Source organism: Sphingopyxis sp. LARHCG72 (genome assembly GCF_052871675.1).
In genome coordinates this window covers 397,584-423,670 of sequence record NZ_JBIXJU010000004.1, presented here as the reverse complement: position 1 = coordinate 423,670, position 26,087 = coordinate 397,584, and the positions used below count along the sequence as shown (strand labels likewise).

19 protein-coding genes are annotated in these 26,087 nt (G+C 65.7%); 13 read left to right on the top strand and 6 right to left on the bottom strand.

Annotation, left to right across the window (positions count from 1 at the left end; all coding sequences use genetic code 11):
- Window positions 1-211: 211 nt before the first annotated feature.
- The gene (locus tag ACIPPQ_RS12195) at window positions 212-2,833 is read left to right on the top strand and encodes a TonB-dependent receptor (RefSeq protein ID WP_446544345.1); all 2,622 of its coding nucleotides are present in this window, start codon (window positions 212-214) and stop codon (window positions 2,831-2,833) included.
- Between the two features lie 72 nt (window positions 2,834-2,905).
- Entirely contained in the window at window positions 2,906-4,585 is a 1,680-nt protein-coding gene (locus tag ACIPPQ_RS12190; protein ID WP_446544344.1) for a hypothetical protein, read from the top strand.
- 3 nt (window positions 4,586-4,588) lie between these two features.
- On the opposite strand, the gene ACIPPQ_RS12185 is transcribed toward ACIPPQ_RS12190, so the two are convergent.
- Window positions 4,589-5,656: a LacI family DNA-binding transcriptional regulator gene (locus ACIPPQ_RS12185; protein ID WP_446544343.1), complete on the bottom strand. Its 1,068-nt coding sequence runs from the start codon at window positions 5,654-5,656 to the stop codon at window positions 4,589-4,591.
- A 171-nt stretch (window positions 5,657-5,827) separates the two neighbouring features.
- Here ACIPPQ_RS12185 and kduI point away from each other — a divergent pair, with 171 nt between their 5' ends.
- The 4 genes from kduI to ACIPPQ_RS12165 are packed head-to-tail and all read left to right on the top strand — an operon-like array spanning window position 5,828 to window position 9,998.
- Complete coding sequence (gene kduI, locus ACIPPQ_RS12180) at window positions 5,828-6,670, top strand: 5-dehydro-4-deoxy-D-glucuronate isomerase (RefSeq protein ID WP_446544342.1); 843 nt, start codon at window positions 5,828-5,830, stop codon at window positions 6,668-6,670.
- Window positions 6,670-7,425, top strand: a complete 756-nt coding sequence (gene kduD / locus ACIPPQ_RS12175) for a 2-dehydro-3-deoxy-D-gluconate 5-dehydrogenase KduD (protein ID WP_446544341.1) — start codon at window positions 6,670-6,672, stop codon at window positions 7,423-7,425. Before kduI ends, kduD begins: the two co-directional genes overlap by 1 nt.
- 46 nt (window positions 7,426-7,471) lie before the next feature.
- Entirely contained in the window at window positions 7,472-8,485 is a 1,014-nt protein-coding gene (locus ACIPPQ_RS12170) for a sugar kinase (RefSeq protein WP_446544340.1), read from the top strand.
- Entirely contained in the window at window positions 8,472-9,998 is a 1,527-nt protein-coding gene (locus tag ACIPPQ_RS12165; RefSeq protein WP_446544339.1) for a carboxylesterase/lipase family protein, read from the top strand. The genes ACIPPQ_RS12170 and ACIPPQ_RS12165 overlap by 14 nt, the downstream gene beginning before the upstream one ends.
- Here the strand turns inward: ACIPPQ_RS12165 and ACIPPQ_RS12160 are convergent.
- The 3 genes from ACIPPQ_RS12160 to ACIPPQ_RS12150 are packed head-to-tail and all read right to left on the bottom strand — an operon-like array spanning window position 9,995 to window position 12,740.
- Window positions 9,995-10,966: an alpha/beta hydrolase gene (locus ACIPPQ_RS12160; protein ID WP_446544338.1), complete on the bottom strand. Its 972-nt coding sequence runs from the start codon at window positions 10,964-10,966 to the stop codon at window positions 9,995-9,997. The two genes, ACIPPQ_RS12165 and ACIPPQ_RS12160, sit on opposite strands and share 4 nt — an antisense overlap.
- Window positions 10,963-11,364, bottom strand: a complete 402-nt coding sequence (locus ACIPPQ_RS12155; protein ID WP_446544337.1) for a cupin domain-containing protein — start codon at window positions 11,362-11,364, stop codon at window positions 10,963-10,965. The genes ACIPPQ_RS12160 and ACIPPQ_RS12155 overlap by 4 nt, the downstream gene beginning before the upstream one ends.
- 2 nt (window positions 11,365-11,366) lie before the next feature.
- Window positions 11,367-12,740: a pectate lyase family protein gene (locus tag ACIPPQ_RS12150; RefSeq protein WP_446544336.1), complete on the bottom strand. Its 1,374-nt coding sequence runs from the start codon at window positions 12,738-12,740 to the stop codon at window positions 11,367-11,369.
- Between the two features lie 259 nt (window positions 12,741-12,999).
- On the opposite strand from ACIPPQ_RS12150, the gene ACIPPQ_RS12145 reads away from it, so the two are divergent.
- Both ACIPPQ_RS12145 and ACIPPQ_RS12140 read left to right on the top strand, forming a co-directional pair.
- Window positions 13,000-15,948, top strand: coding sequence for a TonB-dependent receptor (locus ACIPPQ_RS12145; protein ID WP_446544335.1), 2,949 nt, complete (start codon window positions 13,000-13,002; stop codon window positions 15,946-15,948).
- Window positions 15,949-15,952: 4 nt separating this feature from the next.
- Window positions 15,953-17,152, top strand: a complete 1,200-nt coding sequence (locus ACIPPQ_RS12140; protein ID WP_446544334.1) for a pectate lyase family protein — start codon at window positions 15,953-15,955, stop codon at window positions 17,150-17,152.
- Here the strand turns inward: ACIPPQ_RS12140 and ACIPPQ_RS12135 are convergent.
- Window positions 17,149-18,645 (bottom strand): UxaA family hydrolase, encoded by a 1,497-nt coding sequence (locus tag ACIPPQ_RS12135; RefSeq protein WP_446544333.1) that lies wholly within the window; start codon window positions 18,643-18,645, stop codon window positions 17,149-17,151. The genes ACIPPQ_RS12140 and ACIPPQ_RS12135 overlap by 4 nt on opposite strands.
- Window positions 18,646-18,748: 103 nt before the next feature.
- Between ACIPPQ_RS12135 and ACIPPQ_RS12130 the strand changes: the two genes are divergently transcribed.
- From ACIPPQ_RS12130 to ACIPPQ_RS12115, 4 genes are read left to right on the top strand one after another with little or no spacing between them, the layout of a single operon-like run.
- Window positions 18,749-19,540: a 2-keto-4-pentenoate hydratase gene (locus ACIPPQ_RS12130; protein ID WP_446544332.1), complete on the top strand. Its 792-nt coding sequence runs from the start codon at window positions 18,749-18,751 to the stop codon at window positions 19,538-19,540.
- A 21-nt stretch (window positions 19,541-19,561) separates the two neighbouring features.
- Window positions 19,562-20,869, top strand: coding sequence for an MFS transporter (locus ACIPPQ_RS12125; RefSeq protein ID WP_446544331.1), 1,308 nt, complete (start codon window positions 19,562-19,564; stop codon window positions 20,867-20,869).
- 4 nt (window positions 20,870-20,873) lie between these two features.
- Complete coding sequence (gene uxaC / locus ACIPPQ_RS12120; protein WP_446544330.1) at window positions 20,874-22,286, top strand: glucuronate isomerase; 1,413 nt, start codon at window positions 20,874-20,876, stop codon at window positions 22,284-22,286.
- Window positions 22,283-23,602, top strand: a complete 1,320-nt coding sequence (locus ACIPPQ_RS12115) for a mannitol dehydrogenase family protein (RefSeq protein WP_446544329.1) — start codon at window positions 22,283-22,285, stop codon at window positions 23,600-23,602. Before uxaC ends, ACIPPQ_RS12115 begins: the two co-directional genes overlap by 4 nt.
- Here the strand turns inward: ACIPPQ_RS12115 and ACIPPQ_RS12110 are convergent.
- Window positions 23,599-24,486 carry a LysR family transcriptional regulator gene (locus ACIPPQ_RS12110; RefSeq protein WP_446544328.1) on the bottom strand — a complete coding sequence of 296 codons (888 nt, stop codon included), beginning with the start codon at window positions 24,484-24,486 and terminating at the stop codon, window positions 23,599-23,601. The two genes, ACIPPQ_RS12115 and ACIPPQ_RS12110, sit on opposite strands and share 4 nt — an antisense overlap.
- A 97-nt stretch (window positions 24,487-24,583) precedes the next feature.
- Here ACIPPQ_RS12110 and ACIPPQ_RS12105 point away from each other — a divergent pair, with 97 nt between their 5' ends.
- Window positions 24,584-26,077 (top strand): CoA-acylating methylmalonate-semialdehyde dehydrogenase, encoded by a 1,494-nt coding sequence (locus ACIPPQ_RS12105; protein ID WP_446544327.1) that lies wholly within the window; start codon window positions 24,584-24,586, stop codon window positions 26,075-26,077.
- Window positions 26,078-26,087: the final 10 nt, after the last annotated feature.

The window sequence follows — 26,087 nt, the reverse complement described above, 5'->3', positions numbered from 1 at the left end:
CAACGACATCAGTTGTCATACAATTATTGCTTGACACGGGCTCGGCAAATCCCGCATCATTCGTGACACCGGTTACCAGTTCCGGGCAACGATTATAGAAATGGAAGAGAGCCGCCGGGCGGACCCAAAGGTCCGGTTCATCTGGCGGTATCTCCGAGGGAAATCAGGGGCGAGCGGGCAGCAGGTCCGCCGCCCGCGTGGGAGGATGACGATGGCGATTCGGGCGGCGATTCAGGCAAGGCGGGGCTTTCGGACATGGGCGAAGCTGGCGGGCGGGGCCTCGCTCGCGGCGCTGATGGTGGCGCCGGCACATGCGCAGGATGCGGCGGCTCCGGCGGAGGATGCGATCGTCGTCACCGGTATCCGCGCCTCGCTCGAACAGGCGGCCGACATCAAGCGCGAAGCCGAACAGGTGATGGATGTCATCACCGCCGAAGATGTCGGCAAGCTGCCCGATGCCAATGTCGCCGAAGCGTTGCAGCGCGTCACCGGGGTCCAGATCACCCGCGTCTTCGGCGAAGGCCAGTCGGTGTCGGTGCGCGGCCTGCAGCAGGTCCGCGTCGAGGTCGACGGCCGCACCCTGCTCGGCTGGTCGGCGCGCCTGTCGCCGCCCGAGAATGACCAGCTCGGCCGTTCGTCGGGTCTCGACTCGGTGCCCTCCAGCCTGTTCGGCCGATTGGAAGTGCGCAAGTCGCCGCTCGCGAGCAATGCCGAAGGCGGGCTTGGCGGCACGGTCAACCTCGTGACGCCGAAGCCGCTGTCGTTCAAGGAACCGACGATCTCGGTGCGCGCGCAGGGGGTCTATTCGGAAAACAGCGACAAGTTCGAACCCGCGATCACGGGTTTTGCGACGACCAAATTCGCCGACGGCCGCATCGGCATCATGCTCGCGGGCGAATATCAGAAGCGCACCTCGACGACGCAGACCTTCGAGCGCAACAATTTCCTCAACCGGACCTATACGGGGACCGGCGGCGGCGTGCTGCCGACCCCGGTGCTGCTGCAATATGAGCAGTTCACCGTCGACCGTTCGCGCCTAGGCCTCAACGGCGCGATCCAGTTCGAGGTGACCCCCGAATTCACGATCACCGCCGATGCGCTTTATTCGAAGCTCAAGACCGGACGCCGCCAGGATTTCTTCGCATTTCGCCTTCCGACCGGCAGCAATCCCGTCACCAACCGCGTCGTCGAGGATGGCGTGGTGGTTGCGGGCAATGCCAATGGTACGGTGACCACGGCGGGACAGATCCGCAACGAGCCGACCGAAAGCTTTCTCTATGGGCTCAACGGCAAATATGAGGGCGATAACGGGCTGACGATCGAGGCCGACGGCTATTACAGCAAAGGCACGATCGACCAGACGATCCAGATCATCACCTTGCAGGGGACCGCGCTGGTTCCCGGCGCCTTCGATTTCCGCGACACGACCATCCCGTCGCTGACGCTGACCGGGCCGTTCAATCCGACCAGCTATGCGTCGTACAACCCCGCGAACAACGGCGTCCGCAGCAATCGCCTGATCGGCCTGCTCGAAGAATATACGGGCAAGCTCGACGTCAGTTACGAAACCGGCGGCGGTGTCACGATCGCGGCGGGGGTGCGCTATACCGACCTCCACGCGCGCTCGAACGCGTTCCGCAGCCAGGTCACGCCGACGCGCGCCGAGCTCGAACCCTATCTGAAGCTCGTCGATTCCGGCGATTTCCTGTCGGACATTCCGGGGACCTTCCCGCGCAGCTTCCTCAGCACCGCGCCGACCTTCGACTATGTCTTCACCCGTGCGCAGGCCGCCGAGCCCAATCCCGATCCGAACGGCAAGTCGACCCTGCTGCCCAATCTCCAGCGCGACTATGATTTCAGCGAAAAGACGCTCGCCGGTTATCTGATGGTGTCGGGCGAGGGCGAGATTGCCGGCATCCCCTACAAGGCGAATGCCGGGGTGCGCATCGCGTCGACGCGGCTGTCGGTTGATAGCTATGTCAACGTCGGCACGATCAGCCGGCTCGTCAATGACAAGAACCGTTACACCAACATCCTGCCCAGCGCGAATATCGCCTTCAACGTCACCGACGATTTCCTGATCCGCGTGTCGGGGTCGCAGACGATGCAGCGCGCGTCGATCGCCGACCTTGCGCCCTCGACCTTCTTCAACGCGACGAACCTGTCGGTCACCGGCGGCAATGTGAACCTCGAACCGCCGATCTCGACGCAGGCCGATGTCAGCTTCGAATATTATACGGGCAAGAGCTCGCTGATTTCGGGCGCGGTCTTCTACAAGGATGTGAAGAATTTCATCGCGAGCTTCGTGACGACGGGGGTCGATACCAACCTCGACCCGCAGGGCCGCGAGCTCACCTTCTCGCGCCCCGAAAATCTCGCCAGCGCGAAGATCAAGGGGTTCGAGGTCGGCATCCAGCAGTTCTTCGACTTCCTGCCCTCGCCGCTCGACGGTTTCGGCGTGATCGCGAACTACACTTACTCGGATTCGGAGGACAGCGCCGGCTTCCCGCTCGTCGCGGTGTCGAAGAACAGCTACAATCTCGTCGGGCTGTACGAGAAGGGGCCCTTCTCGGCGCGCATCGCCTATAACTACCGCGACGAGGCGGTGTTCGAATTTTCCGAAGGCCGCCCGAGTTTCGTGGGGTCGCGCTCGCAGCTCGACGCGCAGGTCGGGGTCGACATCACGAAGAATATCGCGCTGTCGCTCCAGGCACAGAATCTGATGCCGAAAAAATCGGCGACGACCGAGTATAGCAATTTCAATACGACCGCGCTCAACAGCTATGCGCTGTCCGAGCGGCGTTTTTCGGTCGGCGTGCGCGCGAAGTTTTAGCAGGGGTCCCCGGACCGGCGGTGCGGGGTCGTGCGCCGCCGGTCTACCGGATCGCAAGGAGTGTTACGGGTCATGATTTCGGGTGTTCGGCGCGCGCGCCTTGTTTCGGTTCTGGCGCTTGGCGCGCTGCTCACGCTCCCGGTTCACGCACAGCCGACGAAATTGCCGAAGATTCTTTCGGACCCGGCAACCGCGGCGGCAAACCCGCTGCCCGATTTCAGCTATGCCGGCTATGGCTTCGGGCTGGCGCCGATCCCCGCCGATGCGGGCACGATCATCGACGTGACCGCATATGGCGCGATTCCGGACGACGAGCTCGACGATACCAAGGCGGTGCTGCGCGCGCTCGCCGCGGCGAACGCGGTCAAGGGCAAGGTGACGCTGCGCTTTCCCAAGGGGCGCACGCAGATCACCGAAGTGCTGCGCATCACGCGCAGCGACATCGTCCTCGACGGTGCGGGCGATGGGCAGGGAGGGAGCGAACTCTGGTTCCCGCGTCCGCTGAAGCTGATCGACCAGAGCCATGATTATGACGAGCTGCGCGATTATCTGGTGCGCGAAAAGAAGCAGCAGGTCGAGCCCGAGCATAATATCGACTATCTGTTCACCGAATATAGCTGGGCGGGCGGGATGATCCTTGTCGCCCCCGAAAAGAGCCGGCCGGTTTCCTATGACGGGACGAAGGATGTGCGCGATCCGGCGCTCGCGACCGGGGTGACGGGCAAGCAGTTCACCCGCACGCTGACGGTCGACAATGCGGCCAAGCTCAAGGCCGGCGACGTCGTGCAGCTGCAATGGTTTTCGGTCGACGGTCCGAATAGCCGGATCCTGAAATCGCTCTATGGCGACACCGACCTGCCGATCGGGTCGCACCACTGGACGTCGCCGAACCGGCCGGTCGTGGCGCAGGCGACGCGCGTCGCGGCGGTGCGCGGGCGAACGGTCACGCTCGGCGATCCGCTGCTCCACGATATCCGCGCCGACCAGCCCGCGGTGGTCGCCGACTGGAAGCACCTCACCAACGTGGGCATCCAGAACCTGCGGCTGCAATTCCCCGATGCGCCGTCGTTCGGGCATCATCTCGAACAGGGTTACAACGGCATCTACATGACCGGCGTGTTCGACGGCTGGGTGAAAGATCTGACGATCGACAGTTCGGACAGCGGCATCCTCACCGACAATGCGGCGAGCCTGACGATCGCCGACATCACGACCACCGGCACGCGCCGCGCGCATTATTCGGTGCATGTCGGCGCGGTGCACAATGTGCTGGTCAAGGATCTGAAGGTCGCAAACCCCGCCGTCCATCCGGTGAGCATCAACACGCGCTCGACGCGGTCGGTGTTCCTGCGCTCGGTCGTCGATGCGCACGCGATCATCGACCAGCACAGCGGGTCGAACCACCAGAATCTGTTCGATGCGATCGAGATGCACATCGATCCGAAGCTGGTGAAGGGCGCGTGGCAGTATCAGTTGTGGGTCGGCGGCGGTGCGCCCTATTGGAAGCCGGGGCACGGGCTCTACAACACGCTGTGGAATGCGAAGCTCGTGATACCCGAAAGCGTGCCGGCCGATGCGACAGTCGCGATCACGAGCGGGCTCGAAGGTCCGGGCGAGCGGATCGTCGGGCTCCACGCCAACCGCAAGATCAGCGTCAGCTACAATCCCGCGCCCTATATCGAAGGCACGGGGCAGGCGGTGGGCGCCGCGCCGTCGCTCTACGAATATCAGCTCGCGCGCCGGCGGCGCTGACGGCTAACGCTCCGGCGCCGCGGCGACCGATTGCCGTTCGACGAAGGTCGAAGCCAGCACCGTGCTGTCGTCTTCGGCACCCTTGGCGCCGGGGCCGAGGAAGTCGGGGACGAGCGTCTGCGCGGCGCGAACGCCCATCTCGCGGATGGGCCAGCGCACCGTGCTGAGCGCGGGCCAGATATGCGTCGCGGTCGGGCTGTCGTCGAAACCGATGATCGAAAGTTCGCCCGGCACCTTGATACCCTTGCCATGCGCGACGCTCATCAGGCCCGCTGCCATCTCGTCGTTCGAACAGAAGACGGCGGTCGGCGGCGCCGACAGCGCGAGGAGCGCTTCGCCGGCTTCGATTCCTGCGGTGTATCGGTAGTTGCCCGGGGCATAGAGTTCGGCGGGAAGGTCGAGACCCGCCTCGGCGAGCGCCTCGCGGAACCCTTCTTCGCGCTCGGCGGCCGACCGGAAGCCGGCGGGGCCGCGCACGAAGCCGATGCGGCGGTGGCCGAGCGCGATCAGCCCGCGTACCGCCTCGGCGACGACCTCGCGGTCGTTCGACGAGATGCAATGTTTCGCATCGTCGATCCGCGCCGACCCGATGCGCACATAACGCACGCCAAGATCTTCGCAGAGCGCGGCGAGATCGTCATTCTCCGAAATCGGCGGCAACAGCATCGCGCCGATCGGCCGCTGCTTTTCGAGAAAGGTGCGGACGTCGTCGAGCATCTTGTCCGACCCGCGATCGACCGGGCGGACGAGCAGCGCGAGGTCGCTGTCCTTGATCGCGTCGAGCACGCCGCGCTGGAAGTTGAGCACGGTCTGCGCGTTCGGATTGTCGTGGAGCAGCGCGATCAGGAAGTTGCGGCGAAAGGCGAGCGCGCGCGCCTGCGGGTTCGGGACGAAGCCGAGTTGCTCGATCGCCTGTTCCACTGCCGCGCGCGTCTTGTCGGTCAGGAATTCGGACCGGTTGATCACCCGGCTCACCGTCTTTTTCGAAACCCCCGCAAGCGCCGCCACGTCGTTGATCGTCGGTTGCTTGCCTCCCGGCCCCTTGCCCCCCGGCCTGTCTTGTGCCGCCATAATCTTCTTTCCCCTGCAAGTCCGGCCGGAGCCGAGCTCGCCTTTTCTGTCTGATGGGCGCTCGAAAGCGTAAAATCAACCGCCCGGCGGGGGTGCCAACACCTCTTGACACCGGTTACCATCAAATCTAGCAAGGCGGCAAGCCAGAAATCTCGAGCGAGGATGTCACCCATGTTTTCCAAGACCTATTACGCCACCCATCCCGTCATGATGGAGGAAGTGTCGAACGCCGAGCTGCGCGATCGCTACCTGATCCAGGACCTGTTCCGCGAAGGCGAGTGCGTCCTCAACTACACCCACGCCGACCGCTTTGTGATCGGCGGGGTCGCCGTCGGCTCGGCGCCGGTCAAGCTGCCCGCGCAGAGCGAGCCGCCGTCGGCCGCGGGCCACCCGTTCCTCGAGCGCCGTGAGCTTGCGATCGTCAACGTGTCGTCGGTGGAAGGCACGGTGACCGTCGATGGCGAGAGCTTCACGCTGGGCAACAAGGATTGCCTCTATGTGACGATGGGCGCGACCGACGTCAGCTTCGCGGGCGAAGGTGCACGCTATTATCTGGCGTCGTGCCCGGCGCACAAGGCGTTCACGACGCGCAAGCTCGGCATCGCCGACGCCAATGCGCTCGACCGCGGCAGCCTTGCCGAATCGAACGAACGCACGATCTTCCAGCTCGTCATCCCGGGCGTCTGTGACAGCGCGCAGCTCGTGATGGGGCTGACCGTGCTCAAGGAAGGCAGCGTGTGGAACACCATGCCCCCGCACATCCACGAGCGCCGCAGCGAGATTTATTTCTATTTCGAACTCGACAATGTCGACACCGACCGCGTGATGCATTTCATGGGCGAGGGCGAAGCGACGCGCCACATCGTGATTCAGAATGAGGAAGCGGTGATCTCGCCGCCCTGGTCGATCCACATGGGTGCTGGCACCAAATCCTACGCCTTCATCTGGGCGATGGCGGGCGAGAACCAGGATTATACCGACATGAACGTCCTCGACATCTGTCAGCTGTCGTAATGGCGGGTCTCTTCGATCTTTCGGGCAAGGTCGCGCTCGTCACCGGCGCCAACACCGGCATCGGGCAGGGGATCGCGCTCGCGCTCGCCGAGGCGGGGGCCGACATCGCCGCCGCGGGCCGCTCGCCGGCCGACGAGACCGTCGGCAAGGTGCGCGGATTGGGGCGGAAGGGCGAAAATTTCGCCGCCGACCTGTCGAGCGTCGGCGCGGTCCAGCCGCTCGTCGATGCGGTGCTCGCCGAATTCGGGCGGATCGACATCCTCGTCAACAATGCCGGCATCATCCGCCGCGCCGACGCGATCGACTTCACCGAGGCCGACTGGGACGCGGTGATGGACACCAATTTGAAGACGCTCTTCTTTCTGTGCCAGAGCGTCGGGCGCCACATGATCGCGCGCGGTTCGGGCAAGATCATCAACATCGCCTCGATGCTGACCTTTCAGGGCGGCATTCGCGTGCCGAGCTATACCGCGTCGAAATCGGGGGTCGGCGGGCTCACCAAGCTGCTCGCGAACGAATGGGCGGCGAAGGGGGTGCAGGTCAATGCGATCGCGCCGGGCTATATCGCGACGAACAACACCGCCGCGCTGCAGGGCGACGAGACGCGCAACCGCCAGATCATGGAACGCATTCCCGCGGGGCGTTGGGGCGACCCCAGCGACATCGGCGGCGCCGCGGTCTTCCTCGCGTCATCGGCGTCGGACTATGTGCAGGGCCATATCCTCGCCGTCGACGGCGGCTGGCTCGCGCGATAACAGGAAAGGCCACCCGCCGGCACGGCCAGGGTGAGCGGGGAGTGAGATGACCGAAGGCCGCCTTGTCTTTTTCGGCGAACTGCTGATCCGCCTCACCGCGCCGGGCAACGAACTGCTGATGCAGTCGCCGTCGCTGGGGCTCCACGTCGGCGGCGCCGAGGCGAATGTCGCGATCGGGCTCGCGCATCTTGGCCATGACTGCGCGATGGTCAGCAAGATTCCGGCAAATGCTCTGGGTCGCGGAGCAGTGGCGGCGGTGCGCGGCGCCGGCGTCGATTGCGCCGCCGTCACGCCTTGTCCGGGCCGCATGGGCGTCTATTTCCTCAGCGTCGGCGCAGGGCTCCGCGCCTCGGAGATCGTCTACGACCGCGCCGGGTCGAGCTTCGCGGCGACGGGGCCGGAGGATTATGATTTCGACCGCCTGCTGGCGGGAGCGGGCCTGCTCCACCTGTCGGGGATCACGCCCGCGCTCGGGCCGCGTTCGGCCGAAGCCGCGCTGGCCGCGGCGCGCGCGGCAAAGCGGCTCGGCGTACCCGTCAGCTTCGACGGCAATTACCGCGCGATGCTTTGGGAAGCGTGGGACAGCGACCCGCGCACGATCCTTTCCGAGCTGATCGGCAGCGCCGACATCCTCTTCGGCAACCACCGCGACCTGTCGCTGGTGCTGGGACGGGAATTCAGCGGCGAGGGCGAAGACCGGCGCCGCGAAGCCGCCGAAGCCGGTTTCGCCGCCTTTCCGGGTCTCAAACTGATCGCCTCGACCGCGCGCCACACGGTCACCGCCGACCATCATCGGATCGCAGCGCGGGTCGACCTGCGCGGCAGCGGCTACCAGACCCCGGAAATCGACGTTACCGGCATCGTCGACCGCATCGGTGCAGGCGATGCCTTTGCCGCCGGGGTGCTGCATGCGCATCGCTCGGGCGGCGATGCCCAGGCGATGGCGGAAAGCGGCCTGGCGCTCACCTGCCTCAAACATTCGCTGCCGGGCGACGCGAGCCTTTTCGGGCAAGCCGACATCGACGCCTTCCACGGCGGCGGGCTGGATGTCCGGCGCTGACATGATCGGCCGCCGGGCGCTACTGGCAACGGCCGGCGGCGCGCTTGTTTTGCCCATGCTTGCCCGCGCAGAGATTTTTACGCCGATCGATCATATCGGTGGGGTCAGCGCGTCCGACGGCCCCTATCGTTCGGGCACGCATCGCAGTTTTGGCGACGGCCAGTCCTGGGCTTTCACGGGAATTCGCTATGGCCGCGCCGAGCGTTTTCGGGCGCCGGTTGCCGTGACGAAGGCCGAGCAACTGCGGGGCGACGTCTTTGGTCCAGCCTGTCCCCAGACCGGCGAAACTTATCGGCCGCAGAGCGAGGATTGCCTTTTCCTCAATGTCTGGACGCCGGAAATCGACAGGCCGGCGAAGCGCCCGGTGATGGTCTATTTTCACGGCGGCGCTTATTCGACGGGCAGCGTCACCGACGCGCTCAACGACGGGGCGGCGCTTGCGGCGCGGGGCGACGTCGTCGTCGTGACCGTCAACCACCGACTGAACGCGCTTGGCTATCTCTATCTCGCACGGCTCGACCCGCGTTTCCCCGACAGCGGCAATGCCGGGCAACTCGACCTGATCCTCGCGCTCCAATGGGTGCAGCGCAATATCGCGGGCTTCGGCGGCGATCCCGGCAATGTCACCCTCTTCGGCCAGTCGGGCGGCGGTGCGAAGATCGCGACCTTGATGGCGATGCCCGAAGCCAAAGGCCTGTTCCGCAAGGCGATCACGATGAGCGGGCAACAGGTCACCGCATCGGGGCCGCTCAACGCGACGAAGCGCGCGCAGGCATTCCTCGATAAATTGGGGCCGGGCGTTGATCCGGCGACCGCGCCGGTGGAGCAACTGGTCGCGGCGCTTTCGGCGGTCGATCCGGTCCTCGGCGGCAGCGTCTATATGGGGCCGGTGCTCGACATGAAGCATCTGGCGCGCCATCCCTTCTGGCCCGACGCCGCACCGCAATCGCTGGGCATCCCGATGATGCTCGGCAATGTCGTGATGGAAACGCGCGCCTTTTATGCGCCGGAAGGAAAGCAGCTTGCAGGGCTGACCTTCGACAACCTCGCCGTGCGGATCGCATCCGAGATGCGGATCGATATCGAACCGTCGTGGGTCGTCGGCCAGTTCCGTGCGCGTTACCCCGAAGCCGAACCTTCCGAATTGTTCCATCGCATCGTCACCGGGGCGCGCAGCTGGCGCGGGCAGGTCGAGGAGGCCGAGGCGCGCGCCCGCGCCGGCCATCCGGCGTTCGTCTACCAGCTCGATTTCGAACAGGCGAAGCACACCGACGATATCGGGCTCAGCTTCGGAACGGTCCCCGATCCCACTTCGGCGCAGCAGGCGATGAGCGACCGGGTGATGGACGCTTTTGTGCGCTTCGCGTGCACCGGCGATCCGGGCTGGCCGGCCTATGATCTGGCGAAGCGGCCGACGATGATCTTCGATACGGAGAGCCGCGTCGAGAATGATCCGCGCAAATGGGAACGCGAATTGTTCGCGCGCGTGCCTTACATCCAGCCAGGTAGCTAGACGATCTTGTGCGAGGCGAGCCAGTTCCACAGCAGCTCGGGCCAGATCGCCACGGGCAGCCCCGCGGTCTTCATCAGCCCGAAGCCATGCGCGCCGCGTTCGAAGAAATGCGCTTCGACCGGCGCCCCGACGGCCCGCGTCGCCTCGCGTAGGCGGACGCTGTTCTCGACCTTCACGACATCGTCGTCCTCGGCGTGGAGCAGCCACAGCGGCGGCTGGCCGGCGCGGACATTGCGCTCGGGCGAATAGAGTTTCTCGCGCGCGTCGTCGGGGTTGGCGCCGATCAGTTTCTCGCGGCTGACGGCGTGCGCGATCGCGGGGTCCATCGACACGACGGGATAGATGGCGGCGAGCGCATCGGGGCGCGCGGACAGTGTGTCGGCCGTGTCGACGGGATCGTAGACCTTCGCACCGAAACGCGTGAGCAGGCTCGCCGCGACCTGCCCACCCGCCGAAAAGCCGCCGAACGTGACGCGCGCCGGATCGATGGCGTCCGTCTTGGCGCGGCTGCGCACCAGCCGCACCGCGCGCTGCGCGTCGGCGAGCGGCACGTCGGCGCCGTTCGCCCAGCCGTCGCCGGGCAGGCGATAGAAGAGGACATAGACGGTGACGCCGCGCGCCCGCAGCCAGCGCGCGAGCTCATAGCCTTCCTTGTCGATCACGACGTAGCGATAGCCGCCGCCGGGCGCGAGGATCACCGCGGCGCCATTGGGTTTCGCCGGGCGGAAGATGTCGAGGCGCGGGCGCGTGATGCCCTGCAGCATCCGGTCGCTGGCGTCCGCGTCGTCGCTGCGCTGGACGACCGCTTCGACGAGTCCGGCGGGTGGTTCGATATGGCCGTCGGGCCAGAGCGCGATACTCGCGTCGGGCGCCAGGCCCGCGGGCCGCGTCCATGCCTCTTTCGCGGCCGCGCTCGCAAAGGGCAGCGCGAGGCTGGCCGTCAGCAGTGTGCGGCGGTCCACCGTCATGGCGCGGGCGCCTTGTTCGGATAGGCGATGATCAGGACCAGCGGCTCGCTCCCCGTCTGGCGGATGCCGACCTTCGCGCCCTTGTAAAGCCACGCGGCGGTGCCGGCCTTCAGCTCTTTCTCTTCGCCGTCCGAATGGACGACGCCGGTGCCCGAAAGGACATAATAAATCTCGTCATGGTCGATCGGATGGACGCCGATCGCGGCGCCGACGTGGAGCGCGCGCTTGCGAAACTCGAAACTGCGCGGCGCGGGGACCGCATCGCTGATCCGGTACGCGGTCGACAGGCCGATCGCGCCGTGCGGCGGCGCTTCTTCGCGCACCGTCGCGGTTTCGTCGATCACGACCATCGCCGGGGCGGCAGCGCCCGCGACGAGCAGCGCGAGCAGGGCGCTCATCGTCAGTTTCCGGTCCGTGACGCGCGGTCGCGCGCCGACAGATTTTCCTGCGGCAGCGGGGCGGTCTGGCCGGGGTAGGTGCCCGACTTCGGCTCCATCGTCGCGAGGTCCCATTCGCTTTCGACGAAGGGCGCGTGCACCTCCTTGACCTTGGGGTAGCCGCTGACTTCCTTCTCGTCGTCGATCACGTCGCCGCGGCCTTCGGCGACGAAAAAGAGCACGCGAATCTCTTCGCCGTCGCGCGCCCAGGGCCGGGCGCCTGCGGTCGACAGCACCGAGGTTTCGACGTCGCGCACGGGCAGGATATTGTATCCGCCGAGCGGCGCGAGCGGTGCCTTCGCGCGAATCAGCTTCGCCTGCGTTTCGCCATAACGGCCGAATTCGGGAAGCGGCGTGCCGTGGCGGTCGACGTGGAGATTGTCCTTGCCATAATATTCGAGGTCGCCGTCGCCGCCGAGCATCAGGAAGGGCAGATCCTTGTCGGTGTCGTTGCCGCCGCGCATCACATTGCCGATCGCGGTGATTTGCCCCGTCACATAATCATGCCCGACCCATTCGAGGTTCATCAGGTTGTAATGCACCGCGCGGTGCTGCGGGTTATAGATCAGGTTGTTGATCATCAGCGCCTGCCCGCCGCCCTTGATCAGCGGGTTGCGCTCGACATTATGCGCCCAGACATTGCGGTAAAAGACGATCCCGGTCGCATTGTCGTGGATCAGCGATCCCTTGCTGTGCTCGCCTTTCGGATGGCTCGCGTCGGCGAGGCCTTCGGCTGCAAGGTTGTTCGAAAAGGTGACGTTGTGGCTCGTGCCCTTGCGCCACTCGTCGACCGTCTTGCCGGTGAAGCGCGGTCCCGACGCCGACATATTCTCGTCGATGCCCCACATCAGCGTGCAATGGTCGACGATGACATTATGCGCCGCGACGGTCGAGAAAGTGTCGGCCTCCCAGCCGCTGCGCTTCGGCTGGCCGTCGACGCCGGTATAGATGCGCAGGTGGCGCATCACGACGTCGTGCGTCTTCACGTCGATGCCGGTGCGGATCAGCGTGATGCCGGGTCCGGGCGCGGTCTGGCCCGCGATCGTCAGATAGGGATGTTTGATCTCGATCGTGCTGCGGCCCATGTCGATGACCCCGCCGACCTCGAACACGATGATGCGCGGTCCGGGAGTTTCGATCGCGGCCTTCAGCGACCCCGGGCCATCGGGTGCGAGGGTGGTGACGCGCAGGATCTGGCCGCCGCGTCCGCCGGGGGTCTGCGCCGCCGGGCCGACCGCGCCGGGGAAAGCGAGCGCCGCCGTTTCGGTTGCAGCCGCTGCGCCCGATGACAGGGAAAGCGCCAGGAAAAGCGCAGTTATCCAAGGCTTTCTGGCCATCCCGTCTCTCCTCATCATTGGGGTATTGACATGTTCGTCACAATCCGCAATCTTTCTGACACCGGTTACCCCAATCGGTCAACGAGAAAATATTTCCAAGGGAGAGGGTCTGATCCGGTTCGCTGCAAAAGACGGCGGCCGCCATCAACCTCTGAAAAATCGACGGATGAAACGGTTGGCCAGATCGTTTTGTCCAGCAAAGTAACCGGTGTCATTCCTTGCGCGAGCGGGGGCAACGGGGCGATAAGGGAGGATGATAATGGCTATTCATGGAGCGCGGGGCGTTCGCACTTTGACCGGGCTGGCGTGCGGAGCGTCGCTCGCCGTATTGGCGGTTTCGCCGGCCTATGCGCAGGACGCGGCACAGGCAGCCGACGAGGCGGTGGCCCCCGAAGGCGAGATCGTCGTGACGGGCTTTCGCGCCTCGCTCGACGCAGCGCTCAATGCGAAGCGCGCCGACGGCGGGATCGTCGACGTCATCAAGGCCGAGGATATCGGCAAATTCCCCGACACCAACCTCGCCGAATCGCTCCAGCGCATTCCGGGCGTCGTGATCGACCGCGACGCCGGCGAAGGCCGCTCGATCGTCGTTCGCGGCCTCGGGCAGGATTTCACCCGCATCCGCATCAACGGGATCGAGGCGCTAGCGACGACGGGCGGCACCGACAGTTCGGGCGGCGCGAACCGCTCGCGCGGCTTCGACTTCAACGTCTTCGCCTCCGAACTCTTCAATTCGATCACCGTGCGCAAGAGCGCGTCGGCGAATGTCGACGAAGGCTCGCTCGGCGCGACGGTCGATCTGCAGGCGGCGCGTCCCTTCGATTATAACGGCCTGCGCATCGCGGGGTCGATCAAGGGGCGCTACAATGACCTCAACGAAAAGATCGATCCGCGCGCCGCGCTGCTGATCTCGAACACCTTTGCCGACGGCCGCTTCGGCGTGCTCGTGTCGGCCGCCTATTCGAAGCGCCGCCTCAACGAAGAGGGCTTCAGCACGGTGCGCTGGGACAATGGTCCGTCGTCGCAGGGTTTTTGCGCCCCGGTCGGGCTGACCTCGCAGGGCACCAACGCGACACAGGCGACGTGCGGCCCCGCCGCGCAAGGCGTCGCCCGCCTGCCGAACACGCCGGCGAACGTCGCGGCCTATAATGCGGCGAACGATCCCAATAATTTCCACCCCCGCCTGCCGCGTTATGGCCGCCTGACGCACGATCAGGACCGCCTCGGCGTCACGGCGTCGGTCCAGTGGGCGCCGTCGGACAATACGACGATCACCGCCGAATTCCTCTACGCGAAGCTGAAGGCGACGCGGCAGGAAGATTTCCTCGAGGCGATTTCGTTCAGCCGCAACGCGGCGCAGGGCGGCAAGCCGCAGACGAGCGTCGTCCAAGCCCAATATGACACCAACGGCGCGCTGCTCTATGGCGTCTACAACGGCGTCGACGTCCGCGCCGAATCGCGCTTCGACAAATTGTCGACGACCTTCACGCAGCCGACGCTGACGATCGAACATGCGTTCAGCGACAGCGTGCGGATCAATGCGCGCATCGGGCGCGCCGAATCGAAATTCCGCAACCCGATCCAGACGACGACGACGCTCGATGCGCTGAACGTCAACGGATACACGCTCGATTTCCGCGAAAGCGATCGCAAGCCGTTCATCGGTTACGGGTTCGACCCCACCAACCCGAACGGCGCGCTCCAGCTCGTCGGCGTGCCGGTGGTCACGTCGGGGACCCAGCCCGCGACGGTGCCGAACACCACGACCAGCGAAATCCGTATCCGGCCGCAGGGCGCGAACAACCGCAACGACGTTCTCCACGTCGACCTGGTGTGGGACATCGTTCCCGACGCGTTCAGCGTCAATATCGGCGGCGACTACAAGAAATATACGTTCGACACCTATGAATTCCGCCGCGTCAACCAGAACGACACGATCTTTGCGCCGGCGCCGGGCAGCAACCTCACGACGATGGTCGAGGGGTTCGGCAAGGGGCTCGGCATGCCCAATGGTTCGATCACCAACTGGCTGATCCCCGACCTGAAGGCGATCGCCGCCGCTTATGACATTTATTGCAACTGCCTGAAGAGCGGACCGGCCGGCGGGCCGGGCGACTTCACCCTGTCGTCGATCACCAACGGCAATGCGCGCGGCAACAACCGCCGGATCGTCGAAAAGGACAAATCGGGCTTCCTGATGTTCGACTTCAAGCAGGATGTCCTCGGCATTCCGGTGCGCGGCAATTTCGGCGTGCGCTATGTCGAAACCGACGTCACCGCGCAGGGCTATCAGGCAGCGGGCGGCGGGACGCTCGTCACCGTCGAGAACCGCTACGAAGACTGGCTGCCGTCGCTCAATCTCTCGGCGAACGTCACCGACGATCTGATCGTGCGCCTTGCCGCCGCACGGGTGATGGCGCGCCCGCAGCTCGGCAACCTCAATCCGGGCGGATCGATCACGACGACCGGCAACCTGTCGGTGACCGTCGGCAACCCGTTCCTCCAGCCGTTCCGCGCCAACACGCTCGATGCCAGCTTCGAATGGTATCACGGCAAGGGCGCGTTCATCGGGCTCGGGCTGTTCTACAAGGATATCGGAACCTATATCCAAAGCCTGCGGAACAATATTCCGTTCAACCAGACGGGCCTGCCGCTCAACCTGCTGCCAGCGAACTTCACCGGCGACGAAATCTTCCAGGTGACGACGCCGATCAACACCAGCGGCGGTCCGCTCAAGGGGTTCGAAATCAACGTGCAGCAGCCGTTCGATTTCCTGCCGGGCTTCCTGAAGCATTTCGGCATGACCGCGAACTACACGCGCGTGAAGTCGAAGATCGATTATCAGGTGTCGCCGACGAGCACGCAGATCATTCGCGACGACCTGCTCAACCTGTCGCCCGAATCGTGGAACGCGACGCTCTATTATGACGACGGCAAGTTCAGTGCGCGCGGCTCGGTTGCCTATCGTTCGGCCTATCTGCAGCGCGTGCCGGGGCAGAACAACAATGACGTCGAGGGCAAGAACAGCACGCTCAACGTCGATGCGCAGCTGACCTACAAGATCAACGACGTCTTCGAACTCACGCTGGAAGGCGTGAACCTGACCGACGAATATAATGATCAGTTCATCAGCCGCGATCGCAACAGCGCGGTGGTCTATAACCACACCGGACGCGAGTTCCTCGCGGGCGTGCGGTTCAAGTTCTGACCGGATGACCTTCGTACCAAAGGGGGGAAGGGCGCAGCTCCTGGTCTGCGCCCTTCTTTTTTGCCCCGCTGCGACGCTCGCGGCACCCGAACCCGACCCGCCGCTCGCCTTTGACGGCGCGGAAGGGGCGGGACGTTTTGCCGCGGGCGGGCGCGGCGGGCAGACCCTGCGCGTGACCAATCTCGACGACGACGGGCCGGGTAGCCTGCGTCACGCGGTCGAACAGGATTTCCCGCGGATCATCGTCTTCGATGTCGCCGGCACGATCCGGCTGAAAAAGGATCTGGTGATCCGCAACCCGCGCATCACGATCAGCGGGCTCGGCGCGCCCGCGGGCGGCATTGCGCTCGCCGACCACAGCCTGATCGTCAACGCCGACGACGTCGTCATCCGCTACATCCGTTCGCGGCTCGGCAGCCAATCGGGCGAGGAGGGCGATGCGATTTCGATCGCCGGCGGGCGGCGCATCATCCTCGACCATGTCTCGGCGAGCTGGTCGGTCGACGAGACGCTGTCGGTGTCGGCGCGCTACGACCGGACGCCGGGGATCTACGACGTCACGGTGCAATGGTCGATCATCTCTGAATCGCTGCGCCGCGCCGGGCACAGCAAGGGCGATCACGGCTATGGCAGCCTGATCCGCGGCGGCCGCGGGTCGCGCTTTTCGTTTCACCACAATCTGTGGGCGCACCACGTCCAGCGGATGCCGCGCCCCGGCAATTACACGCCGGTCGCCGACGATCCCGAAGGCCCGTTGATCGAGTTCCGGTCGAACATCTTCTATAATTGGGGCGGCACCGCGTCGGGCTATAATGCCGACACCGACAGCGCGGCGACCTATGCCTTCATCGACAATTGCTACATCGCCGGACCCGATACGCAGGGCGCCTTCATCTTCCGCGAGGAAAACCCGAACGCGAAGAGCTGGTTTTCGGGCAACAGCCTGAACGGCGCGATTCCCGCCGATCAGTGGAGCCTCGTCAAGGGGCTGCACAATATGCTCGCCAAGGCGCCCGACGTTGCGCCGGTGGCGCGCGACCCGGCGCCGAACGGCTGCGCGGCGGTGCTGGCGCACAGCGGGGCATCGCAGCCGCGCGATACGGTCGACGCGCGCGTCGTCGCCGATGTCGCCGCGCGCCGCGGCCGGATCATCGATACCGAAGAGGCGGTGGGCGGCTGGCCCGACCTGACGCAGAAGCGCTAAAGCGTCACGCCCGATTTCCAGATCGCGATATCGCGCTCTTCGTTGCTCTCGGCCCTCGTCGCCTCGCCCGACGCGGTCGCGACGATCAGGTCGAGCAGCGCGTCGGCGGCGGCGTCGAAACCCGCGTCGAGCACCTGCCCCGCGTCGAAGTCGATCCACCCCGCCTTGCGCGCCGCGAGCGCGCTGTTCGACGCGATCTTCAGCGTCGGCGCGGGGAAACCGAGCGGGGTGCCGCGGCCGGTGGTGAAGAGGATGATCGTCGCCCCCGCGGCGGTCAGCGCGGTCGACGAGACCGCGTCATTGCCCGGCGCCTCGAGCAGGGTCAGCCCGGGCAGCGTCGCCTCGCCGCCATAACGACGGACGTCGACGACGGGTACCTTGCCGCCCTTCTGCACCGCGCCGAGCGATTTTTCCTCAAGCGTCGTGATCCCGCCCGCGATGTTGCCGGGCGAGGGGTTCTCGCTCACCGGCTCACCGTTACGGATGAAATATTGTTTGAAATCCTGCACCAGCCGGACGGTTTCGTCGAAAATCCCGCGCGACACCGCGCGGTCCATCAGCAGCTGCTCGGCGCCGAAAATCTCGGGGATCTCGGTCAGCACGACCTTGCCGCCCGCTGCCGCGACCGCGTCGGCCATGCGCCCGACGAGCGGGTTGGCGGTCAGCCCCGATAGGCCGTCGGATCCGCCGCACTTTACCCCCAGCACCAGCACGGACAGCGGCACGTCTCGCCGCGGCGTCGCGGCACAGGCATCGACCAGTTCGTCGACGAGCGCGAGGCACGCCGCCTCGTCGTCTTCGACCGCCTGCGCCGACAAGGTACGGATATGCGCGCGGCGATCGGGCGGAATCAGGTCGAGCAGCGCGCCGAGCTGGTTGCTTTCGCACCCCAATCCGACGATCAGCACGCCGCCGGCGTTGGGATGCTGCGCGAGCGCCGCGAGCAGCGCGCGCGTATGGCCGAGGTCGTCGCCGAGCTGCGAGCAGCCGAAAGGATGTTTGAAGGCGTGAATGCCATCGATGCGCCCGGCATGGCGCGCGCCCGCGATCCGCGCGACACGCGTGGCGAGATTGCCGACGCAGCCGACGGTCGGGAGGACCCATATCTCGTTGCGCGTGCCGACGCGCCCGTCGGGGCGGGCGTAGCCGCGAAAGGTTGGCGCCGATCCGGTACCGGGGGGTGTTTCGCTCGTGCCGGGCGCATAACGATAGTCGCCGTCGCGACCGAGCGCGGTCGCGAGATTATGGCTGTGGACATGGTTCCCGGGCGCGATGTCGGCGGTCGCGATCCCGATCGGGAATCCATATTTGATCACCGCTTCGCCGCGCGCGATCGGTGCGAGGGCGATCTTGTGCCCGCGTCCGATTGCCACGGAGATGCGGATGTCGGGGTTCGCGAACGGGTCGTCGCCGGCGGCGAGGTCGGTGATCGCGGTCGCGACATTGTCGGCGTCATGGACGCGGATCGCACGGATTCGGCTGTTGCCGGTCATCGCCGCTCAGCGGCGCCCGACGCTGCGGGACGATTTGTCATACATCCGATATTCGCTTGCCTTTGACACCGGTGTCTCTTACACCGCTTCGCGGAAGAGGGAAATGAGAAAGATGCTGGCGACAAGCGATCAAGAGAATGTGGCGCGTGCACTAATCGACGCGCGCGCGGGAAAGACACCGCTTACCGTCTATCCCGGTGCGATGCCGCAGACGATGGCCGAGGCCTATGCGATCCAGGATCGCGCGATCGCGCTCGACGGGCGCCGCGTCGGCGGATGGAAGGTCGGGCGAATCGCGCCCGAGCTGGTCGATCATTATGGCGGCAACCGCCTCACCGGCCCGATTTTCACCGACGAAATCTTCGATGGCGCCGCCAATCCGGCGATGCCTGTCTATGCCGACGGCTTTGCCGCCGCCGAGGCCGAGGTGCTGCTCTGTTTCGGCGAGGTCGGGACGCGCGATTATGACATCGACAGCGTGCGCGAGTGCATCGCCGACGTCCGCACGGGCATCGAGATCGCGAGCTCGCCCTTTCCCGAAATCAACCGCCACGGCCCCGCGGTCACCGCGTCGGACTATGGCAACAACAAGGGGCTGATCCTCGGTCCGTCGATCGCCGACTGGCGTGATGCCGACCTGATCCGCATGCCGGTCGAAATGGCGATCGACGGCGAGACGGTGGGCGCGGCGACGATGGAGGGCATGCTCGACGGTCCCTTCGGCTCGGCGCTGTTCCTGATCGGCATATTGCGCGCGCGTGGCATCGCGATCCCGCCCGGTACCTGGGTATCCGCGGGGGCGATCACCGGTATCCATGAAATCAGGCCCGGCCAGCGCGCCGAAGCGCTGTTCGACGGAAAAATCCGCGTCGGCTGCTCGATCAAAAGCTACTAAGCAACATAACGGGAGAGGTTTATGGCACAGGCATTCGCGGACGGAGGTACGGCGACGCCGGTGCCACGGTCCGGCCGTTACCGCTGGCTGATCGTCGCGCTGCTGTTTGCCGCGACCACGGTCAATTATATCGACCGCACCATGCTCGGCCTGCTCGCGCCGACGCTCGGCACCGAGCTCGGGTGGAGCGAGAATGACTATGGCAACATCGTCACCGCCTTCCAGGCCGCCTATGCGCTCGGCTTCCTCCTGATGGGCTGGCTGATCGACCGCTTCGGGCCGAAGGTCGGTTACGCGATCGCGATCAGCATCTGGACCGTCGGCCATGTCGCGCATGGTTTCGCCTCGTCGGTCGTCTCCTTCATGATGGCACGCGTCATCCTTGGCGTCGGCGAAGCGGGGCATTTCCCGTCGGTCGTCCGCGCGTCGAGCGAGTGGTTCCCGCAAAAGGAGCGTTCCTACGCGATCGGCTGGGTCAACAGCGCGACGACGATCGGGGTGATCCTGACCGCGCCGACGATCTGGCTGTTCATGGTCTGGATGGGTTTCGACTGGCGCCAGACCTTCATCTACACCGGCGTTTTCGGCGTCGTCCTGTTGCTGCTCTGGCTCTGGCTCTACAGCAACCCGCGCGAGAGCGGGAAGGTCAGCGAGGCCGAGCTTGCGTGGATCGAACATGATCCGCCCGAAAAGATCGAACGCCTCGGCTGGAGCGCGATCGTCACCAAGCGCGAAGCGTGGGCCTATGCGATCGGCAAGTTCCTGACCGATCCCGTCTGGTTCCTCATGCTCTTCTGGCTGCCCAAATATTTCAGCACCACCTACAATGTCGACCTCAAGGTCGTGCTGCTCCCGATGATCATCATGTACCTGCTCTCCGACGTCGGCAGCATTCTCGGCGGCTGGGTGTCGTCGAAGCTGATCCAGACCGGGCACAGCGTCAATTTCGCGCGCAAGGCGACGATGCTCGGCGCGGGCTGCTGCGTCCTGCCCCTGCTCTTCGTTTCGGGCCTCGACAACATGTGGCTCGCGGTCGTGCTGATCGGCATCGCGCTTGCGGGGCACCAGGCCTTTTCGTCGACGATCCTCTCGATCCCGCCCGACATGTTCCCGAAGCGGGCGGTGGGCTCGGTGATCGGGCTCGGCGGCTTCGCCGGCGGCGTCGGCGGCATGATCATGGCGAAATCGACGGGGCTCGTGCTCGACGCGACGGGGGGCAATTATACGGTCATCTTCGCCGCCTGCACGGTCGTCTATTTCCTTGCGGTGCTGGCGATCCACCTCCTCAGCCCTCGCCTCGCGCCCGTGACCGTCGAAAGCAAGGCCTGATCCGATGCCGCGTCCGCTGCAGCTGTCCCCCGACCGCCTCTTTCCGTCCGACCCGGCGCAGCGCGACATCGCGCGCCGGCTCTATAAAGAGGTGGCGGGGCTGCCGATCATCAGCCCGCACGGACACACCGATCCGGGCTGGTTCGCGGGCAACGCCCATTTCGGCAACGCGGCGGAGCTCTTGCTCCATCCCGACCATTATGTGTTCCGGATGCTCTATTCACAGGGCATATCGCTGGATGCTCTGGGCATCCGGAACAAGGACGCCGACCCGCGCGAAAGCTGGCGGATTTTCGCGCAAAACTACCATCTTTTCCGCGGCACCCCGTCGCGGATGTGGATGGACTGGGTGTTCGCCGAGGCGTTCGGGTTCGACGTGCAATTCTCCGCCGAAACCTCGGACCTCTATTACGACCGGATCACCGAGGCGCTGGCGACCGACGCTTTCCGCCCGCGCGCGCTGTTCGACCGTTACCGCATCGAAGTGATCGCGACGACCGAAAGCCCGCTCGACACGCTCGAGCATCACGCCGTGATCCGCGCCGCGAATGAAAGCGGCGAATGGGGCGGGCGGGTGATCACCGCCTATCGCCCCGATCCGGTGGTCGACCCCGAGTTCGAGGGGTTTCGTGATAATCTGAGGCGTTTTTCCGAGCTGTCGGGTGAGGATGCGTTCAGCTACGCGGGTTATCTCGCCGCGCACCGCAATCGCCGCGCCTTTTTTTCGGAGATGGGTGCGACCTCTACCGACCATGGCCATCCGACCGCGGCGACCGCCGACCTGTCGGAGACGCAAGCCGAGGCCCTATTCGCGCGCGTCACCGGTGCCGATGTGAGCGCTGCCGATGCCGAATTGTTCCGGGCGCATATGCTGACCGTGATGGCAGGGATGAGCCTCGACGACGGCCTCGTCATGCAGATCCATCCCGGCGCCTTCCGCAACCACAACCCTTGGCTGTTCGCGAACTACGGACGGGACAAGGGCGCCGATATCCCCACCGCGACCGATTATGTCCACGCGCTGCGCCCGCTGCTCGGCAAATATGGCAATGAGGTGGGGCTGACGATCGTCCTCTTCACGCTCGACGAGACGAGCTATGCACGCGAACTCGCGCCGCTTGCCGGCCATTATCCGGCGCTGAAACTCGGCCCCGCCTGGTGGTTCCACGACAGCCCCGAGGGGATGCGGCGGTTCCGCAGCCAGATGACCGAGACTGCGGGTTTCTACAACAGCGTCGGCTTCAACGACGACACGCGCGCCTTCCTGTCGATCCCGGCGCGCCACGACGTCGCGCGGCGGATCGATTGCGGGTTCCTCGCGCAGCTCGTCGCCGAGCACCGGATGGAGGAATGGGAGGCGGCCGAACTCGCGGCCGATCTCAGCTACAACCTCGCCAAGGCGGCCTACAAGCTGTGAGGCTGTCGCCTCGGACCGACCTGCCCGCGGCCGTCGGGCGTCCGGCCTATGACCGCACCGCGCAGGCCGCTGGCATCGTCCATATCGGCATCGGCGCGTTTCACCGCGCGCATCAGGCGGTCTACACCGACGATGCGATGGGCGCGGGCGACCGCGACTGGGGCATCGTCGGCGTGTCGCTCCGCTCGGGCGACGTCGCGGCACAACTGAACCCGCAGGACGGACTCTATACGGTCAGCACGCGCAGCGCAGGGGGCAGTGAATTGCGGCTGATCGGTGCGGTGCAGAAGGTGCTCGTCGCGGCCGACGACCCGCAAGCGGTGATCGACGCCATCGCCGCGCCGGCGACGCATATCGTCAGCTTCACGGTGACAGAGAAGGGCTATCTGCGCCGCGCCGACGGCTCGCTCGATCTTGCCGCGGCCACCGAGCTGTCGAGCCTCTATCGCTTCGTGGGGGCCGCGCTCGCGGTGCGCAAGGCAGCTGGGCTTTCCGGACTGACTTTGCTCAGCTGCGATAATCTCGCGAACAACGGCTCGGTTCTGCGCCGGTTGATGCGCGAATATCTTGGATCTCAACATCCCGACCTCGTGGACTGGTTCGACAGCGAATGCCGATGCCCCGCGACGATGATCGACCGCATCGTCCCCGCGACGACCGACGCCGACCGCGCCGCGGTCGAAGCCACGCTCGGCGCGCGCGACGAGGGGGCGGTGGTTACCGAAGGCTTCAGCCAATGGGTGATCGAGGATGATTTCGCGGGCCCGCGCCCGCGCTGGGAGGCGGTGAGCGCCGAACTGGTCACCGACGTCGCGCCCTATGAAACCGCGAAGCTTAGGATGCTCAACGGCGCGCATTCGGCGCTCGCTTATATCGGCCTCGGCGGCGGGCATGAATTCGTCCATCAGGCGATTGCCGATCCCGCTATCCGTCCGGCCATCGAAAGGTTGATGCGCAACGAAGCGGCGCCGACGATCGACGCCGCGCCGGGGCAGGATCTTGGTGCCTATGCCGACGCCTTGCTCGACCGTTTCGCCAATCCCGCGCTTCACCACCGGCTGGCCCAGATCGCGATGGACGGCAGCCAGAAGATTCCGCAGCGCTGGCTCGAAACGCTGGCGTGGCATCAGGCGCGTGGGCATCGCTGCCCGTCGCTCGAGGCCGCGATTGCGGCATGGATCGCTTTCTTGCGCGGCGACCATCCGATCGACGACCCGCTCGCTGACCGGCTGCGCGAAGCCGCGGCTGGCCCCGATGCAATCGAAAGACTGTTCGGCGACGGCGGCCTGATCACTTCCGACTGGCGCCCCGCCTAAGTCGGAACCAGCAACCCCCGGCTTTCGCGCACCTCGGCGTCAAGCCAGTCGATGAACGCCCGGATGCGCGGCTGCGGTGCGACGTCGCGGTGAAGCGCGAGCCAGAAAGCGCGCGCGATCGCCTGTTCGGGCCGCACGCGCACCAGCGCGGGGTCGCCCGCGGCGAGAAAGCAGGGCAGCACACCGACCCCCGCGCCGCCCGCGATCATCCGCCGCTGCGCGAGGATCGAGGAGGAGCGCACGGTTGCGCGCAGCCCGGGTTCGATTTCGCCCAGATAATCGAGTTCGGGCGCGTAGAGGATATCGGGCATATAGCCGATCACGGGGATGCCTGCGCGCGACAGCGGCGCCGCGGCGACGGTTTCCTGCCAGTCGGGCCGGTCGGCGGGGGCGTAAATGCCGAGGCTGTAATCGGACAGCTTGCGCGTGATCAGCGGGCCTTTTCTGGGCCGCGCGAGCAGCACCGCCATGTCGGCCTCGCGCCGCGACGGATTGAGGAAGCCCGACGACGCGACAAGGTCGATTTCGAGTTCGGGGTGCGCGGCGACGAACCCCGCCAGCCGCGGCGCGATGAAGCTGTTGCCGAATCCTTCCGACACGCTGACGCGGAGTTGCCCCGACAGCGACGACGCATCTTCGCGCGCCGAGTGGATGCGTGCGGCCGCGGCGGCCATCGCTTCGGCGTGCGGGACGAGCGCCCGGCCCGCCGCGGTCAGCACGAAGCCAGACGGTGCACGTTCGAACAGGGTCTGGCCGAGCGCGGTTTCCAATGCGCTCACCTGCCGGCTGACCGTCGTGGCATCGACATGCAGCGCCGCGCTGGCACGCGCGAGCGTGCCGTGGCGCGCGACGAACAGGAAATATTGCAGTCTGTCCCAGTCCATAAGCTGCAAATATGCAGGATATCCCTGCAAGTCTATCCCTTGCAATCGCTCCGTAACTCGGCTGTGGCAGCGGCAACATCTTATGGGAGACTCGAATATGCGACAGATCGACCATCACATCGTCGGCGGCCCCGGCGGCAGTGCCCGCCAGGGCGACGTCTTCGACCCCAACAGCGGCGGTGTGCAGGCGCAGGTCGCGCTCGGCGACGCCGCGCTTCTCGAACGCGCGGTCGCCGCGGCGAAGAAGGCGCAGCCCGCCTGGGCCGCGACGAACCCGCAGCGCCGCGCGCGCGTGATGTTCGAATTCAAGCGCCTCGTCGAAGCGAATATGGACGAACTCGCGCATCTGCTGTCGAGCGAGCATGGCAAGGTGATCGCCGATTCGAAGGGCGACATCCAGCGCGGCCTCGAAGTCATCGAATTCTGCTGCGGCATCCCGCATGTGCTGAAGGGTGAATATACGCAGGGCGCGGGCCCCGGCATCGATGTCTATTCGATGCGCCAGCCGATCGGCATCGGGGCAGGCATCACCCCGTTCAACTTCCCCGCGATGATCCCGCTGTGGATGTCGGGCGTCGCGATCGCGACGGGCAACGCCTTCATCATCAAGCCGAGCGAGCGCGATCCGTCGGTTCCCGTGCGCCTCGCCGAACTCTTCCTCGAAGCCGGGCTGCCCGAGGGCATCTGCCAGGTCGTCCATGGCGACAAGGAAATGGTCGACGCGATCCTCGACCATCCCGATATCGGCGCGGTCAGCTTCGTCGGCTCGTCGGACATCGCGCATTATGTCTACAACCGCGGCGTCGCGAACGGCAAGCGCGTGCAGGCGATGGGCGGCGCGAAGAACCACGGCATCGTCATGCCCGATGCCGACCTCGACCAGGTGGTCAACGACCTGACCGGCGCCGCCTTCGGCTCGGCGGGCGAACGCTGCATGGCGCTGCCCGTCGTCGTCCCCGTCGGCGACGAGACCGCCGAGCGGCTCAAGGAAAAGCTGATCCCCGCGATCGCGGCGCTGCGCGTCGGCGTGTCGACCGATGCCGAGGCGCATTACGGCCCGGTGGTGACGCAGGCGCACAAGGAAAAGGTCGAAGGCTGGATCCAGAAATGCGCGGACGAGGGCGCCGAGCTGGTCGTCGACGGCCGCGGCTTCTCGCTGCAGGGGCATGAGAAGGGCTTCTTCATCGGCCCGACCTTGTTCGACCATGTCACCACCGACATGGAAAGCTACAAGGAAGAAATCTTCGGCCCGGTGCTGCAGATCGTGCGCGCCCCCGATTTCGAAACCGCGCTCGAACTGCCGTCGAAGCACCAGTACGGCAACGGCGTCGCGATTTTCACGCGCAACGGCCACGCCGCGCGCGAATTCGCTGCGCGCGTCAATGTCGGCATGGTCGGCATCAACGTACCGATCCCGGTGCCCGTCGCGTATCACAGCTTCGGCGGCTGGAAGCGCTCGGCGTTCGGCGACACCAACCAGCACGGTATGGAAGGCGTGAAATTCTGGACCAAGGTCAAGACGATCACCCAGCGCTGGCCCGACGGTTCGCCCGACGGCGGCAACGCCTTCGTCATCCCCACGATGGGTTGACGCCGCGTTG